14 protein-coding genes and 1 pseudogene are annotated in these 16,099 nt (G+C 67.2%); 2 read left to right on the forward strand and 13 right to left on the reverse strand.

Annotated elements, in window-relative coordinates:
• A pseudogene (locus tag ACSHZY_RS13470) lies at positions 1-738 on the reverse strand (IS5 family transposase); the annotation flags it as partial.
• A gap of 81 nt (positions 739-819) precedes the next feature.
• Here ACSHZY_RS13470 and ACSHZY_RS13475 point away from each other — a divergent pair.
• Positions 820-1,089, forward strand: a complete 270-nt coding sequence (locus tag ACSHZY_RS13475; protein ID WP_435170153.1) for a hypothetical protein — start codon at positions 820-822, stop codon at positions 1,087-1,089.
• A gap of 264 nt (positions 1,090-1,353) precedes the next feature.
• A complete protein-coding gene (locus ACSHZY_RS13480) occupies positions 1,354-1,866 on the forward strand; it encodes a molybdopterin-dependent oxidoreductase (RefSeq protein ID WP_435169928.1) in 513 nt (170 codons plus the stop codon).
• A gap of 13 nt (positions 1,867-1,879) precedes the next feature.
• Here ACSHZY_RS13480 and ACSHZY_RS13485 read toward each other — a convergent pair whose 3' ends face one another.
• From ACSHZY_RS13485 to ACSHZY_RS13540, 12 genes are all read right to left on the reverse strand, one after another.
• The gene (locus tag ACSHZY_RS13485) at positions 1,880-3,886 is read right to left on the reverse strand and encodes a type VI secretion system Vgr family protein (RefSeq protein WP_435169930.1); all 2,007 of its coding nucleotides are present in this window, start codon (positions 3,884-3,886) and stop codon (positions 1,880-1,882) included.
• A 55-nt stretch (positions 3,887-3,941) separates the two neighbouring features.
• Positions 3,942-4,985: a hypothetical protein gene (locus tag ACSHZY_RS13490; protein WP_435169932.1), complete on the reverse strand. Its 1,044-nt coding sequence runs from the start codon at positions 4,983-4,985 to the stop codon at positions 3,942-3,944.
• Between the two features lie 10 nt (positions 4,986-4,995).
• Positions 4,996-6,021: a type VI secretion system baseplate subunit TssG gene (gene tssG, locus ACSHZY_RS13495; RefSeq protein WP_435169934.1), complete on the reverse strand. Its 1,026-nt coding sequence runs from the start codon at positions 6,019-6,021 to the stop codon at positions 4,996-4,998.
• A complete protein-coding gene (gene tssF, locus ACSHZY_RS13500; RefSeq protein ID WP_435169936.1) occupies positions 6,021-7,883 on the reverse strand; it encodes a type VI secretion system baseplate subunit TssF in 1,863 nt (620 codons plus the stop codon). Before tssF ends, tssG begins: the two co-directional genes overlap by 1 nt.
• The gene (locus tag ACSHZY_RS13505) at positions 7,880-8,365 is read right to left on the reverse strand and encodes a type VI secretion system baseplate subunit TssE (RefSeq protein ID WP_435169938.1); all 486 of its coding nucleotides are present in this window, start codon (positions 8,363-8,365) and stop codon (positions 7,880-7,882) included. The genes tssF and ACSHZY_RS13505 overlap by 4 nt, the downstream gene beginning before the upstream one ends.
• A 58-nt stretch (positions 8,366-8,423) precedes the next feature.
• Positions 8,424-8,954 (reverse strand): Hcp family type VI secretion system effector, encoded by a 531-nt coding sequence (locus ACSHZY_RS13510; RefSeq protein WP_435169940.1) that lies wholly within the window; start codon positions 8,952-8,954, stop codon positions 8,424-8,426.
• A gap of 24 nt (positions 8,955-8,978) precedes the next feature.
• Entirely contained in the window at positions 8,979-10,484 is a 1,506-nt protein-coding gene (gene tssC / locus ACSHZY_RS13515) for a type VI secretion system contractile sheath large subunit (RefSeq protein ID WP_435169941.1), read from the reverse strand.
• A gap of 4 nt (positions 10,485-10,488) precedes the next feature.
• Positions 10,489-11,022, reverse strand: a complete 534-nt coding sequence (tssB, locus tag ACSHZY_RS13520; protein ID WP_435169944.1) for a type VI secretion system contractile sheath small subunit — start codon at positions 11,020-11,022, stop codon at positions 10,489-10,491.
• A gap of 36 nt (positions 11,023-11,058) precedes the next feature.
• Positions 11,059-12,054 (reverse strand): type VI secretion system protein TssA, encoded by a 996-nt coding sequence (tssA, locus tag ACSHZY_RS13525; protein WP_435169946.1) that lies wholly within the window; start codon positions 12,052-12,054, stop codon positions 11,059-11,061.
• Positions 12,055-12,282: 228 nt separating this feature from the next.
• Entirely contained in the window at positions 12,283-13,227 is a 945-nt protein-coding gene (locus ACSHZY_RS13530; RefSeq protein WP_435169949.1) for a response regulator, read from the reverse strand.
• 42 nt (positions 13,228-13,269) lie between these two features.
• A complete protein-coding gene (locus ACSHZY_RS13535) occupies positions 13,270-15,048 on the reverse strand; it encodes an ATP-binding protein (protein WP_435169951.1) in 1,779 nt (592 codons plus the stop codon).
• On the reverse strand, positions 15,045-16,064 hold the full coding sequence (locus ACSHZY_RS13540) for a cytochrome-c peroxidase (RefSeq protein WP_435169954.1): 1,020 nt from the start codon (positions 16,062-16,064) through the stop codon (positions 15,045-15,047). The genes ACSHZY_RS13535 and ACSHZY_RS13540 overlap by 4 nt, the downstream gene beginning before the upstream one ends.
• Between the last annotated feature and the right edge of the window lie 35 nt (positions 16,065-16,099).

The following is a 16,099-nucleotide window of genomic DNA, read 5'->3' on the forward strand; positions in this document are numbered from 1 at the left end:
CGGTTGCGGCGAGGGCGATGGCTGAGAGGAAGACTTCTGGACAGCGGTCATAGCGGGTTGCGACGCGCCTCCCGTCCTTGAGCCTGCCGAACATGATCTCGATGCGGTTGCGGCGTTTGTATCGGCGCTTGTCGTATCTGACGGGTGTCTTGCGTTGCTTTCGTCCGGGGATGCAGGCGCGTATCCCTTTGTCCTGCAACGCTTCCCGGAACCACTCGGCGTCATAGCCGCGGTCCCCGAGCAGCCAGTCGACCTTCGACAGGCCGCCGAGGAGCGCCCGTGCGCCGTTGTAGTCGCCGTTTCTGGCCGGCGGTGACGAACAGGTCGATCGGCCGCCCCTGGCTGTCGCAGATGGCATGCAGCTTGGTGTTCATCCCACCCTTGCTGCGACCGATCAGGCGCCCGCGCCCCTTTTTTCACGGCCATGCTGGTCGCGGTGCGATGTGTCTTCAGATACGTTGCGTCGATCATTAGGGTCTTGCTCTCGCGGTGTTCAGCCGCCAGGCCCGTCATCATCCGTGCGCAGACGCCTTTCTCGCTCCATCGCTTCCAGCGGCTGTCGAGCGTCTGGTGCGGGCCCTGGGCTCTCGGGGCGTCTCGCCAGCGCAACCCATTGCGGTTGATGATAATCCCGCTCCTCACGCGCTTGTCATCCACCCGGGGTTTGCCGTGCGGCTTCGGAAAGAAGGGCTCCAGACGTGCCATCTGCACGTCGCTCAGCCAGAAAAGATCGCTCATGTCACCGCTCCGCTTTCGGAGCCGTGAATCACGCAGCAAAACGCAAATCATGCATCATGACCCTAGGCCACAATCAACATCATCGATTTCTACGCCCTCAAGAAGGGCAAATACGATATCGAGTCCTTCTTCAAGGCGGATGGCGGAATCTATGGCCTGTTCCAGAAGAACGCGGTCATCGCCTATGTGGCCGGCATCGTGGTGCAGATCCCGCTTCTGGCCAGTGGCCTCTACACCGGCCCCATGGCCGAAGCGCCTGGCGGGCTGGACATCGGCTGGGTGATCGGGCCGGTAGTGACGGCGGCGATCTACTACGCGCGGGCCACAAGCGGGCGGGCGTCGAATGCGTGACCTGAGGTCGGCCACGTAACGGCAGGACGAAAACGGGGGGCGGCGGGATCAGCGCTGCCCCTTGCTCCATGGCGCCTGTCCTCCGCCTGACAGCTTCGATTCACGAACTTCTCAATCGGGCAATTGTGCATCTGAAACCGATTTCATACTCTCCGGCCTTATATAGAGGGCAGACGACTTGCAGACCGCCCCGGGGTTGAAATCGCAAGGCTCGTGTCGCAGGCGACGCGGAATGCACAGCAGAAGCGGAGTGATCGAAGCCGGATGTCAGCCTCATGCCTGTCCCCCCTGAACACGGCCGCCTTCCTGTTCGCCAGCGTCCTGACGGCGGGCGCCTGCGAATTGTCCGCCCCGACCGGCGACGTGATCCTGACCGTGTCCGGCCGGATCGAGCACACGAATGTCGGCAACACCGCCCAGTTCGACCGGGGGATGCTGGAAGCCCTGGGCCTTGTGGACGTGACCACCAGCACCCCGTGGCGCGAAGGGGTGATGACCTTCTCGGGCGTCCCGTTCGAGGAGTTGCTGCGCGAGGTGGGGGCATATGGGGAAACGATCACCACCGTGGCGCTGGACAGCTACCAGTCGGACATTCCCGTTTCCGACACGCGCGACCGCAGCGTCATCCTGGCGCTGAAGCTGAACGGGGTGGATATGGAGGTGCGGGACAAGGGCCCGATCTTCATCATCTATCCTTATGACAGCTGGCCCGGATACCAGTCGCAGACCTACTATTCCCGCTCCACCTGGCAGCTGACGCGCATCATCATCAAGTAGAAGACCCCGACGGTCATTCCGTGATGCGCGCGTCCCGCAGCACCGGAAGCGTGCCGATGGATTTCGCCAGGACGGGCGACGGCTGCGGCAAGGGCAGGATCGCGGGGCTGGCCGTGACCGGCCCCATGCGCGAGGACAGCGCGACGGTGTTGCCAAGGATCAGGACACCGGCCGGCGAAATCTCGATCCCCTGCGCGCCGGAAGGGCCGCGCGTCACCAGCCGGATCGTGTCGCCCTCCACCTCAAGAAAGCTGCCGCCGGTCCCCGTGGGGGCGGCGCTGGCCTGAAGCACGAAGCGGGTGCCCACGTTGATGCGGTGCGTGTCGCCCACCTTCAGGTTGTAGTCGCGTTCGGCCCGCAAAAGCACCTCCTCGGACCCGGCGGCGTCCTCGAACCGGAACTCGTTGTAGGTCTGCGCCCCCTTCGACGGCACGCTTTGCGTCCGGAACGAGGATCGGGTGCCCTTGGCCGGCAGGCTTTCGGCCGGCAGGTTCGTCATGTTGTAGACGGCGCCGGTGATGATGGGCCAGTCGGGATTGCCGTCGTGGAAATGAACCAGCACCTCCTGCCCCACGCGCGGCGTGACCAGCCCGCCGAACCCCTTGCCGGCCCAGGGCTGCGCCACACGTATCCAGCCCGAGGCGGGCATCGCGTTGTCCCGGTCCCAGCGAAAGCGCACGCGGACCCGGCCCAGCTTGTCGGTGGCCACCTGCGATCCGGCCGGCCCCTCCACCTCGGCGGTCTGGGGGCCGGTGATGCGCGGCCAGGGGGTGCGGATCGCGGGGCGGAACGGGGTGGCTGCGGCCTGGGCCTCCACCACGGTCTTGAAGACGAAGACGGTGTTGTCGTCGGGATCGGCGGTTTCCACATGCTCGCCCACCTCGCCCGTGATCTCGAACGTCATGCCGATGGCCAGCCAGCTTTGCGTGGGCGTGGCGATCTGGGCCATGTCGGGCTGGTCATAGGGGTTTTCGGCGCGGAAGCGGCAGCCGGTGGTCACCTGGCGCAGGCTTCCCTCCACCTCCACCCGATAGGCGCGGCTGGCGATGGCCTCCGCCTCGCGTCGAGCATAGAAGGCGGCGTCCTTTTGCGACACGAAGCGGCCCGGAAAGCGGAAGACCTCGCGCGTCTGGCTGCTGCGCGGCGCGGTGCGCGCGGTCGATTTCGCCCCGAAAAGCGATCCGGCCCCGCCATTCATCAGGCGCGTCGTGGTGCCGCGCACGTCGCCCATCGCGGCCTCGGGCACAGGCTCCAGCGCGGTCAGCGCGGCTTTGGGCTTTTCATGGTCGTAATCCATCAGCGACACGCGCCCCGGCGTCAACGAGGCCCGTTCCCGCCATTGCCAGATCATGTCCTCCTTGTAGCGGAAGCGGCGGAGGTTCAGCTGCGTCGGCACCACCTCGGGCTTGCAGGGATCGTGATCGGCGGGATCGTCGGCCAGGATCAGGACGTGATCGGTCGCGGTGTGTTCGAAGAAATAGTAAAGGCCGTCCTGCTCCATCAGGCGCGACACGAAATCGAGGTCGGTTTCGTCATACTGGACGCAGACGGGGCGGCGGGGCAGCGCGCCGCGCACCTTCACACGGAACGTCCCGCGATGTTCGGCAAAGATCGTGCGCAGGATTTCGACGCTGGTCTTGTCGTGAAAGATGCGGCTGTTGCGGCGCAGGCCCAGAAGGGCGATCCAGGGGCCCAGCTCCACCTCGTAGTTCAGGCGGCGCGTGTCCTCGATCCCCACGTATTCGAAGGCCGTCACGATGCCGTTGAAGTGGCGGACGCTGCGCCGGTCGGCCAGCAGCATCCCCACGGTCATCGGCTCCCCCGGAAGGCGGCCGAAATCGCGGATCGGCTCCTTGGAGATGAACTTGACGCGGTAGCGGAACGGCTCCCCCAGCCGTTCCGTCCCCTTCAGCCAGCGCAGCGTTACGTCGCGCAGCGGAAACGGGGCGGTGGTGATGGCGGCAAAGCGGTTGGCCCGAAGGGGCATCGTGTCGACCGACGGGGGTCTGGCAAGGGCCATGGCGCGATCCTGTGCGAAAGGGGAGCGGCGGGCCCGGAACCGGCCCGCCCGACGGTCAGCCCTGCGGCGCGGGCGGGCTGCTGGGCGCGTTCGCCGTGAAGCGGTAGACAAGGAAAATCAAAGACCCAAGCCCGACCGAGGCCGTCATGAGCGCCAGAAGGTATTGACGCCGTCTGGATTTGTCCCGCGACTTCTTGTCCGAGGCGAACTTGTAAAGATCCGCCTCCCGCGCGTTCAGTTCCTTCAGGAGATCGGCATAGCTGATCTCGCCCCGGTGGAACTGGGCGACACTGCGTTCGGCCACGCGGACGATCTGGCGCATCTGCATGGCGACGCTGTCGCTGGACATGGCCTCCACGTCATCTTCGGACATCATGTTCTGGAACTGGCTTTGGATGATGACGTTCATCGTGGCAAAGCTGGACGCGTTCTGCGCGGGCGTGGTCCACTGTTCGCGCACGAAGTCGAACTCCACCTCCTCTTCCCGGTCGCTGCCTTCCACGGCGACGGTGCCGCGCGTCATGGCGCCGAGGTCGGGCTTGAACTCCACGAAGATCTGGCGCCCTTCGCGCTGAAGGGGGATGGAGAAGGCCAGCGGCGTATCCGGGCTCTCGGCCTGCTTGGCGTTCGACAGGATGATGATGTTCCCCTTGGCGCGGGGATAGGCCGACAGGTCGTGCGGCTTCATGGCGTCCAGCGCGTCGGCGGCCATCTGCTTGGGGCGGTGGGCCAGGTCGACATCCTCTTTCTGCCGATAGGAGGGATGCGCTTCGGAGCCGTTGAAGTGCTGCGCGACATATTGGGTCAGGCCGACGCCCCGGTCCGCGGCCACGCTCACCCCGAGTGGCCGGGCAAGGGGCGCGGTCGTCCGCGCGGCCGGCGCGGGGGCGGGGGGAGCGGGCGCCGGGACCGCGGCGGCATGAGGAGTCGGCGCGGGGGGAGCGGGCGCGGCCGGGGCTTGGGGGGCCGGGAAGCCGAAGCGCTCCAGCAGCTCGCGTTCCTGCGCCTCCCACGCGTCGGCGGCGGGCGGCGCCAGGATCGCCATCTCGATCCCGGCGTTCGGATCGTGTTGCGACTGCTGGCTGGTGAGGCTGTCCATGCTTCTGCGGCTACTCGGTGCCATCGTTCTCTCCTTGTCGGGTGATGTTGTCGGGGCCGGGCCGCCCGCGGGAGGCGCGGCCAAGGGTCAGGTCGCGGGCCGGTGCGTCCGTGCGGCGCCGGCCCAGCCAGCTGGTGAAGCCCAGCCGCCCCTGCCGTCCCAGACGCAGGGGGGGCACTTCCGGCGCGGCCAGAACAAGGTTCAGCTCCCATTCCAGCGCCTCGCCCACATAGTTGCGCAGGATCGGGTCCAGCCGGTGCAGGGCGGGGCCGCCGGGCAGGAACCGTTCATAGGCGGCCAGCGTCATGGGGCCGAACACGACGCGGAACAGGTGGTGATGAACCCGCACCTCCCGCCCCGCCGACGCGGTCTGGCCAAGCGCCGCGTTTCCCGCGCCTCCGCCCAGGCGGCAACGCGCCTCCACGGGAAGAAGGGCGCGGCTTGGCACGAATTCCTCGATCGCGACGGGCGCTTCGAAGAAGGACGACAGGATCGCGCACAACCCTTCGGGGCTGCGGGTGTTGTCGGCCAGCCGCCCGGTGAAATGGCGCTTCAGAAGGTCGGGCATGGCGTCCCGTTCTTCCAGCGAGGCCATGCCATAACCCGCCAGCGCGCCCAGGTGGCGGCCGAACCGGTCGGGACCCGCGCGGTCCAGGCCCAGCACAGGCTCCCCTTCCGCCCAGGCGCGATAGAACAGCGTCGCCATCCGGTGCTGAAGGGCGTCGGCGAAATCGGCAAAGCCCCGGTCGCGGTTCAGGCCGCGCGCATGGGCCAGTTCCGTCATGTTCAGGGGCAGCGGGCCGTTGGGGCCGAACAGGCCGAAGAAAAAGGTGCGCAGGCGCAGCACCTCGTCCCCGTCGGGGCGGGTGGCGCTGGCCACGGGCCGGGGGGCGAAGCCGAAGGTCGCCTCCTGCCCGATCCGCACGCCATCCTCGGCCGGGCGGGCGGATTCGCCAAGGCGCGGGCCGGCACCCTCCGCCTCGTGCTTGCGCAGCAGCAGAAAGAAGTCGTCCCGTTCGGGCGCCGCGATCCCCATCACAGCACCGTCACGCGGCCGGGCACCGCAGGCCAGCGCGCCACTTCGCCCTCTGACCCGCTGCGCAGCACCGTTTCGGCAAAGCTGTTGAGGGTGGCGTGCTGCGCAAAGAACCGCGCCAGCACGGAGGCGAGGGGGAAGCTGCCGATGCCGGCAAAGGCCGCCTCCTCCACATGCAGGGTCACTTCGACGCCGCGCGCGACCGCCGACAGGCCCGCTCCCGGGATGCGGCGGATGGCGGGGGCGGTGGCCACCCGTTCCACCCCGGCGATCTGGTGCGCCAGTTCCGAACGCTCGGCGGGGGCGTAGAGCGTCAGCAACTCGCGCAGGGCGCTTGCCCCTTCGACCCCGTCCGTGATCGACAGGTAGTTGAGCGAGAGGTGGCTGATCAGCTTCCACGCGATATCGCCTTCCGCCGGGGCGGGCCCGGGGCGCGTGGGCAGGGTCAGGCAGCGGATGGCCGTGACGGGGGCGGCGATGTCCAGCGAGAAGTCCGTTTCCCCTTCGCCGCAGGGCAGCATCAGGGGCAGGTCGCGGTTGGTGCACAGGCAGCGCACCGACAATTGCTGCAGATCGGTGCGGAACGGCGGGGCGGCCGGGTCCGTGATGGTCAGGAACCCTTCGGTCCCGACATGGCTGGTGCGGGTCCCGTATTGCCGCGCGCGCTGCGACAGCACGCGGGTTTCGCGCCGCAGGGTGTAATAGCCCGCCGCCTCCCCGTCCCGCGCGTCGTGCAGGGCGTAAAGCGCGCGGAACGGCATCCGATCGCCCGAGGTGAGTTCGCCCTGCACGCCAAGGACGGAGTGCAGCTCCATGTCCAGGGGGCGGACGCGGTCGGGGACGATGTGAAATTCGTGCTGCGTGCCGTCGATGCGGATGCGGTCGGCAGTCTTTTCGAACAGGTTCACCGCCGGGGTGGCGAACAGGCGCACGTTTTCCCGCCGCAATTGGCGTTCCAGGCGCGGGTGGCTGCGGCGCAGGGTCAGCAGGATCTCGATCTCGGCCGTGTCGCTGGCGGCGATGGCGTCGGCGAGGCCCGTCAGTTCCACGAACAGCGTCCGGTCGGGCAGCGCGAAATATTCCTGAAGCAGGCGATAGCCGCTGAAGGATTGCGGCACCGGCGGCAGCAGCGCATGCTCCGGCGCGTCGAAAACGTGCCGCAGGGCCGAGGGGGGAAGGCGTTCCTGCCACGGACAGGGCCGTTCCATCGGGCGCAGCACGACGCCCGTGCAATCGGCCAGCACCTGCTGCAACAGCGCGCCGCCCGTTCCACCGTCCGACGGGAAATGCAGCGCCAGCGTCCGCAACGCCAGCTTTTGCAGGGCCATCCCGTTGGTCGTGCCTAGGCGCAGCCGGATCACCGCCTGCGCCCCCCGCCCGCCCAGTTGCAACGAGGACACGCGGTCGGGCGTGTGGATGTAGTCGACCGATCGCACCTCGACCGGCCAAAGATGCACGTCATGGGCGGTGCGGAATTCGCAGGCGGTGATCGTGCCGGGCACCACGGGCGTGACCAGCCGGGTGCCGCGCGGGATCAGGTGGCCCTTCTCCATCCGGCCCGCATCGGCGTCGGGGGTGAAGCCCGCGATCACCATCGACGGGATGGGAGAGGTGAAGTGCGGATAAACGATGTCCAGCAGCCCCTGGGTGAAATCGGGAAAGCGGGCGCGCAGCTTGGCCTGCACGCGGGCGGACAGAAAGGCCACGCCTTCCAGCAGGCGTTCCACATGGGGGTCCGACGCCTCGCCCGCTTCCAGCCCCAGACGGCCCGCGACCTTGGGATAGGCGGCGGCGAACTCGTCCCCCATCTCGCGCAGATAGGCCAGCTCCTCGTTGTAAAGGCGCAGAAGGTCGGGGGTCATGCGAAGCCCTCGTCCCGGCATTCGACCACGCGGATGGCGGGGGTGTCGGCCTCCACCTCGGTCCGCATCACGACGCGCAGGGGGGCGGGATCGGCGCGGATCTCCCCCTCGATGCGCAGGACGATGGCGCCCTGCCCCGGATCGTCGGCCCCGGTGACGCGCAGCGTGTCGGGCATCAGCCGCGGTTCGAACCGGTGCAGGCTGCGGGCGACGCCTTCCTGCACGCGGTAAAGATCCAGACCCTCGCGGTGCTGGCCGTCCAGCGCGGGACTGCCGTAGTTCAGCGTGCTGGCGGCCACGTGGGGATAGGCCGACAGGTCCACCGTCTGCTCCAGCCCGTTGGCGTTCAGCAGGGTGGAGATGTCGCGCACGAGCGCGCGCTTCAGCTCGCCCGCCGAGACCGAGGTGGCGCGGCCTTCGGTGTCGAGGAAGCAGTCCAGCAGCGACGGGCGCAGCCGGGGGCCGTCGGAGATGTGTGACATGGGATTCCAGACCTGCCAAGGTTGGGACGGCGGATCGCCCGCCGCCCCGAAGGACCGTTCAGCGAGAGGCGATCTTTTCGGTGTTGTTGTTGTCCACCTGGTTCCAGATGCCTTGGCCGGCCTGGGTCAGGTTGCCCTGATCGTCCTGCATCTTGTATTCGATCTTGCAGACGCCGAACTTGAAGGTGACCGTTTCCTCGGGCGCGGGATCGCCATAGGTCCATTCCACCTTTTCCACCGCCAGCATCTGGAAGGTCCAGGTCAGGTAGTTGTTCATCTTGCCGGTGCCGGACCCGGTGGACTTGCGCAGCTTCAGCTTCACGTCGTTGAAGTGGCAAACGCGGCCGCAGGCTTCCAGCAGGTGCGAGGACGCCTTGTCGATCTGCTTCTTGATCGTGAAGGCTTCGAATTCCGCCTTGCCGGCGCCCGCGCCCATGGTCTGGGGCCCGATGTTCAGCTTGTTTTCCAGCGCGAACCCCCACTGGTCCGTCAGCATGATCGCGCCTTCGTCGTCGCCGACCTTGGATTCGCCTTTCGGCCACACGCCTTGCACCCCTTTGGTGAAGACCAGATAGGCATCATGTGCCATGACTTGCTCCGTCGTTTGGTTGGGTTATTCGTTGCCGACCGAAGGCAGCCGCGACACGAGGCGCAGCGACACCGTCAGCCCTTCCAGCTGGTAATGCGGGCGCAGGAAGAAGCGCGCACGATAGAAGCCGGGATTGTCCTCCACGTCCTCCACCACGACATGCCCGGCGGACAGGGGCTTCTCGGCCTTGCTTTCCTCGCTCGCCAGCGTGGGCGAAGGGTGGACGTATTGCTGGATCCAGTTGTTCAGCCACTCCTCGACCTCGTGCCGCTCCTTGAAGCTGCCGATCTTGTCGCGGACCATGCATTTCAGGTAATGCGCGAACCGGCTGGACGCGAAGATGTAGGGCAGCCGCGCGCTCAGCTCGGCATTGGCGGTGGCGTTCGGGTCTTCGTAGACGGTGGGCTTGTTCAGCGTCTGCGCGCCGATGAAGACGCCGTATTCGGTGTTCTTGCGGTGCAGAAGCGGCAGAAGGCCCGCCTTCGACAGCTCCATCTCGCGCCGGTCGCTGATGGCGGTTTCGGTGGGGCACTTGAAGTCCATCCCGCCATCGTCGCTGGGGAAGACGTGCACCGGCAGGTTTTCCACAAGACCGCCGGATTCCACCCCCCGGATGCGCGACAGCCAGCCGTACAGCTTGAACGACCGGGTGATGTTCACGCCCATCGCATAGGCCGCGTTGCACCACAGATAGCGCGAGGTGTCGCCGCCGTCCGTTTCCTCCTCGAAGTCGAACTCCTCCACCGGGTTGGTGCGCGCGCCGTAAGGCAGACGGCCCAGGAAGCGCGGCATCGTCAGCGCGACATAGCGGGAATCCTCGGTTTCGCGCAGGGCGTTCCAGGCAGCATGTTCGGGCGTCAGGAACAGTTTGGCGATGTCGCGGGGGTTCGCCACCTCCTGCCAGTCGTCCATGTGCAGAAGACGCGGCGAGGCGGCGGCGATGAAGGGCGCGTGCGCGGCGGCGGCCACGCGGCTGATGTTGCCCAGAAGCTCGACATCCACCGGGCTGTGGTCGAAATAGAAATCGCCGATCAGGGCGCCATAGGGCTCTCCGCCCAGCTGGCCGTATTCCTCTTCGTACAGCTTCTTGAAGATCGGGCTCTGGTCCCAGGCGACGCCCTTGAACTTGCGCAGCGTGCGCGACAGTTCCTTCTTCGTGGTGGGCAGGACGCGGATCTTCAGCGTCTCGTCGCTTTCGGTGTTGTAGACGAGGTGGTTGAGGCCCTGCCACGCCGATTCCATCTGCTGGAACTCCTCGTGGTGGACGATCTCGTTGATCTGGGCGGTCATCTTGGCGTCGATCGCGGCGATCATCGCCTCGATCGTCGGAATCACCTCGTCCCGGATCAGGCCGTCGTCCTGCAGGGCGGCGCGGGCCAGCGTGCGGACCGCCTGTTCGACCGAGGCGCGCGTCTCCTCAGAGCGGGAGCGGAACTCCTGATGGACCAGCGCCTGAAGGGCGTTCGCCTCGGTTGGCAGGGCCGCAAGCTGCACCGGCGGCGGGGCGAGCGTGGTGTCGGTGGGGCTCATGTCCTCACTCTCCGTGCTTGGGGTGGGTGCCATCCTCGATGGCGGTGACGGGGGAATCGGCGGCCAGGACCTTCAGCAGCTCCGGATCGGCCAGAAGGCAGCCCACCAGCCCTTCGGCCGAGGTCTTGCCGTCCATGTAGGTCAGGAGGTTCGCAAGCTGGCTGCGGGCGTCCAGCAGCCGCGCCAGGCTTTCGACGTTGCGGGCGACGGCGGCGGGGGAAAAGTCCTCCATCCGCTCGAACGTCAGGTCCACGGGCAGCGTGCCCTCGCCGGTCAGGCGGTTCGGGACCTGCATCACCACGCGCGGCTTCAGCGCCTTCATGCGGGCGTCGAAATTGTCCACGTCGATGTCGAACATCTCGCGGGTTTCAAGATCGGGCAGAAGGTCGTTCGACCTGCCCGCCAGATCCGACATCACCCCCATGACGAAGGGAAGCTGGACCTTCTTTTCCGAACCGTAGGTCTCGACGTCGTATTCGATCTGCACGCGCGGGGCGCGATTGCGTCCGATGAACTTCTGACTGCTGGATTTTGCCATGGATGGCCTCCTGAAAGGTGGGTCGGGACGCGCCGGTCATTCGTCCGGGCGCGTGGTCTTCAGCCCCGCAAGATGGCGGAACTGCGCGGCCCCGTCGGGAGCAAGCTCCTGCAAGAGGGCGAGGAAATCCTTTGCCACCAGCGCGCGGGCGCGCTCCAGCAGGGCGGGAATGGGGCTGGCGGGTTCGTTCAGCCGGTACCAGGCGCAGATCCGGTCCAGCATCACGACGATGTCGTCGCGGTTGCGCGGCCCGCCCGAGGGTGCGGCCTTCGGCGCGTCGGGCGCGGGATCCGCCGCAACCTCCGGCTCGGCCTGCGCCAGATAGGGGGACAGCATGTCCAGCATCTGCGTCAGGACCGAGGCGAGCGGGGCCAGCTTCGGCGCCTCGGACGCGGGGACGTGGTTGCGCAGCGCTGTTTCCACGGCGGAGAGTGCTTCAAGCCCGGCGCGCAGGTGGGCGGCGGCGGCTTCGTGGATGGCGGGGTCCATTTCGGCCAGTGCGGCGACGATCTTCTGCGCCTCCCCTTCGTCATCATGGCGGGCGGCGGTCCAGTCGCGCAGGGAATAGGTCCCCATCCGGCGCGAACTGGCCAGCGTCAGCGCGCGCAGATCGGCCAGAAGCCCGTCCGGATCAGCCAGATCCGCCAGCGCGTTGGTGCGCACGGTCAGATCATCGTCCCCTTCCTCGGGGCAGGGGTGCAGATGCGTCCAGAAGCCGTCGATCAGAGCTGCCAGCCGGCGCAGCCGCTGCGCCAACGCCCCGGTTTCACCGGTCAGGTTCAGGGCCGCGCGGGCCAGGATGATTTCCAGCCGGATGTCGTGGCTGCGATCGGCCAGCCGGGTGGCCAGCTCCTCCACCGCCTGCCAGTCCGGCTGTTCCGCCGGAGAGGTGGCATCCCCCGCCTGCCGTTCGGGACGGCCGCGGGCCATGATCTCCAGGTCCAGGAAATCGAGGTCGTAGTCCAGCGCCTCGCCGCAGGGCTCCCCCTGCGAGATGGGAAGAACCGTGGCCATGTCGCCCGTGTCCAGCATCGTCGAACCCTTATCGAAGGGGCCACATCGCCCCTGCAATTCGGACATTACGGGGGCGGTCGCGTTTCGCGGCATGCGCAATGCTCATGGTCCCATGCCGTGTCGTCATCCTGTCACGGCGCGCATGGGCCCATGGCAAATTTGCATGATACGCAGGGAGCCCCCAATGCAAACCGCCCGCGACTCCTTGCGGAACACGGGCGGTGCAGGTCGCGGTGGCGGGCGGGTTCAGCCGACCTGGGTGAAGCGGCTCAGCCCTTCGACGAAGCTGTCGAAGAAGGTGGTCTCGGGTTCGGCCGTGCGCTGCATCCGCTGGCGCACCACGCGCGGATCCGCCAGCCGGCGGTGGTGTTCGCGCATCGCGGTGTTCACCGCCAGACGGAACAGGTTGAGGCTGAGCGGCTTGATCGCGAAGCGGTAGATCCGGCCCTTGTTGATCAGGCGGATGATCATGTCGCTGTTGGGGTCCGAGGTCGTGGCCACCACCGTGACGGCGGGATCGTAGCTTTCCACCTCGGACAGGAAATGGGCCACGTCCACGCCGTCCAGTTCGGCGTTGATCACGATCACGCCGATCTGTTCCTGCTTCAGGATCTCCAACGCGGCGCGGACATCGGGAACGGCCCGCACGTTGTAGTCGCGGGTGAACATCTCCACCATGCTTTGGCGGTCGCTGTCCACGCCGTCGATGGCCAGCAGTTCGGACCCGATGTTGAACCGCGCCGTCCCCTGCCCGGCGGGATCGGCGGACACGTCGCCCTGCCACAGCGGCGGCAGGGCGCCTGCCACGCGGCGGGCGCTTTGCGCGACCTCCACCGCCTCGGCGATGACGGCGCGCAGCTCGGTCTGGTCCCAGGGCTTGCTGAGGAAGCGGAACACCTCCCCCTCGTTCACGGCGCCGATGATGGCCACCAGGTCGCTGTAGCCGGTCAGCAGGATGCGCACCGTGCTGGAATACTGTTCGCGGACCTGCGCCAGCAGTTCGATCCCCGTCATGTTGGGCATGCGCTGGTCGCTGGCGATCACGTCCACCTGCACGGTTTCCATGATGGCAAGCGCGTCCTGACCGCTCAGCGCGGTGTGAACCTCGTATTCGCCGCGGAACATGATCTTCAGCAGCTTCACGATCCGTTGCTCGTCATCGACGAAAAGCAGCACCGGCTTCTGGCTCATGGTGGTCTTCCTTTCTTGCGTGGCCGCAGCTGCGGCGCGGCCTCATGCCGGGAGGGTGTGTCCGCCGGTGCGGACCGGGGTGCTGTCATGCGCCGCGATGTGGCGCGGCAGGGTGATCGTGAAGGCCGTGCCCTTTCCGGGCGCCGTGCTGACGGCGATGGTGCCACCATGGTTTTCGATGATGCGATAACAGATGGACAATCCCATTCCGGTGCCGTCGCCCACGGGCTTTGTCGTGAAGAACGGATCGAAGATCTTGGGCAGCACGTCGTCGGGGATGCCCGGACCGTTGTCGCTGATCTCCACCCGCACGGTGTCGGAGGCGGTCAGCCGCGTGCGCAGCACCAGCCGGCCCCGGCGCCCCGTCGTCGCCATCGCGTCCACCGCGTTGTTGATCAGGTTCAGGAACACCTGCCGGATCTGCGATGGGGCGGCGATGATGTCGGGCACCGTGTCGAAGTCGCGTTCGATGTCGGCCACGTATTTCAACTGCGACCGCGCGATCAGAAGCGCGCTTTCCAGCCCGTCCACGACCGAGAACTTCTCGGCATGGCCCCGGTCGAACCGGCTGAAGTTCTTCATCGTGCGCACCAGGGTCGTGATCTCGTCGATGCCGTGCAACCCGTCGTTCAGCATCAGGATCAGCTCCTCCTGCCGGTAATGGGCGTCTTCCTCGGTGTCGTCGTCGGTGGCGTCCACGGCGGCCAGCGCCTCGATCATGCGGTCGGACATCACCCGTTCCTTGACCAGTTCGAACACGGTGCGGACATAGGACAAGGGGGTGTTGATCTCGTGCGTGATGCCCGCGACCATCTGGCCGATGGCCGACAGCTTGGCCGATTGCAGCACCTGTTCCTGCGCGTCCTGCTTTTCCTGCTGCAAAAGGACGTTGTCCTGATCCAGCTTCACGAAGCGGCGGCGCAGGGTGAAGACCAGAAGACCGATCAGCAGCGCCAGAAGCACGCCCAGCCCGATGGCCACCGCCTGAAGCCTTTGGCGGGCGTTGACCGCACCGGCCTCCGCCTCCACGATGGCGGCCTGGATGGACGTGGCGGCGTCATCGGCCGGAAGGGCGGTCACGGCCAGCATCAGGTCGTTCCCGCGACGCCGTTCCCGCACCACGACCTCGGCCTGCGCGGCAAGGCTTTCGACCGCGTCGGCCAGGACGGGCCCCTGCCCCGCGGCCAGGGCGCGCATCCGGGCCAGATCCTCCTCCACCGTGCGGGCCAGGACGTCGGTCGGGCTGATGACGAAGCTGGCCATGGAGATGACGGCCCGCGTCAGCTCCTCGGACGGGCGGATGCCGTCGCCGGCCGGCTGATACACGTCGGGCGCGTCGAAGAAGGCCTGGATCCCCGCCGGCAGCACGCTGGCCGAATTGCGCAGCATCGCGTAGCTGGCCTTGATCTGGTCGCCCAGGCGTATCTTCTCGCGCACTGTGTCGGCGTAGCTTTCAAACTGCGGCGCAAGGCCGGCCAGTTCGGGCTGGCCCGGCAGGGTCGCGCCGACGCGGTCCAGTTCGTCCAGCAGGACGTTCGTGCCGCGCGCCACGGCGTCGTAGTTGGGCGCGATGCCCAGCTCCAGCGCCAGAAGGTCAAGGTCCCACTGCTTTTCGATCTGGCGCAGCGCCTCGAACCGGCCGCGGAACTGCGGAAGATCCTCGGACGTGGGGCGCATGTGCCACAGCACCCCTGCCATGGCCAGCGCCAGAACCGTGATGGCACCCGCGCAGATGGCCCAGGCCCGGTTGGAGGCCAGGAATTCCTGCGCGGTGTCGCGTGTGAACAGGGCGCCCCGGGGCGCGGTCGTGATCTGTGTCATCGTTGATAATCCCCCAGCGGGATGCCTTGATATTCACCGGTCAAGGACGTCAGGAACGCCTCGATCTGCGCGATGTCGTCGGGTGTGATCGACCGGCCAAGCTGATAGTTGGCCATGATGTCGATCGCTTCCGGCAATGTTTGGACCGAGCCGTTGTGGAAATAGGGCGCCGTTTCGGCCACGTTGCGCAGGCTTGGCACACGGAACACCGGCTCCGACGGGAAGATGCCGGTGTCCTTCGCGGCACCCGGCGTGTCCGGCCCGCCTTCGGCCGCCGCCGGAGAGCCGAAGATCCCGAAGGCCTGCAGCATGTTGCCGCCCACGTTCACGCCCTGGTGGCATGACACGCAGCCATAGAACTTGAACAGTTCGTACCCAGCCTTGGCCTGCGGAGTCAGGGCGTCCGCCTCGCCGCGCAGGTAACGGTCGAAGGGCGCGTTCGGCGTCACGAGTGAGCGTTCGTATTCCGCCAGCGCGTCGATCACGTTGGCCTGCGTGATGCCGTCGGGATAGCTGCCCCGGAACTCTGTCACCAGCGCCCTGTCGGCCTGCAGGCGCGACAGCACCGTGGGCCAGTCGCCGTCCATGATGTGGGGGTTCGTCACCACGTCGCGCAGCTGCGTCTTCACGCTGCGGTTGCGCCCGTCCCAGTTCAGCAGCGCGCTGAGCGAGACGTTCAGGATCGTGGGCGTGTTCGTCGGCGGGATGCGGTTCTGCGGCCCGGTGGACAGCCGCAAGCCATCCGCCCCGCCCCGCGTGATCATGTGGCAGCTGGAACAGGACCTGTCGTTGCCCCCCGACAGCCGCGTGTCCGAAAACAGCCGCTGGCCCAGCGACACGCGTGCAGGGTCCGTGATGATGTCCAGGGGCACGGGCGTGATCGGTTCGTCCGGCAGGGGCGCGTCCTGGGCGTGGACGGCCTCCGCCGCCCACAGGATCGCCAGCGCCAGCAGCGGCAGGCGACCGGCCTTCCGGCGGCCCCGCCCTGCCTGGCGGATCGGAATTTCGTCGGTCATGACGGTGTCGCATCCTTTCCAGAGGTTCCGCCGTC

It is taken from the genome of Falsirhodobacter sp. 1013, assembly GCF_051195255.1.
Lineage (GTDB): Bacteria > Pseudomonadota > Alphaproteobacteria > Rhodobacterales > Rhodobacteraceae > Falsirhodobacter.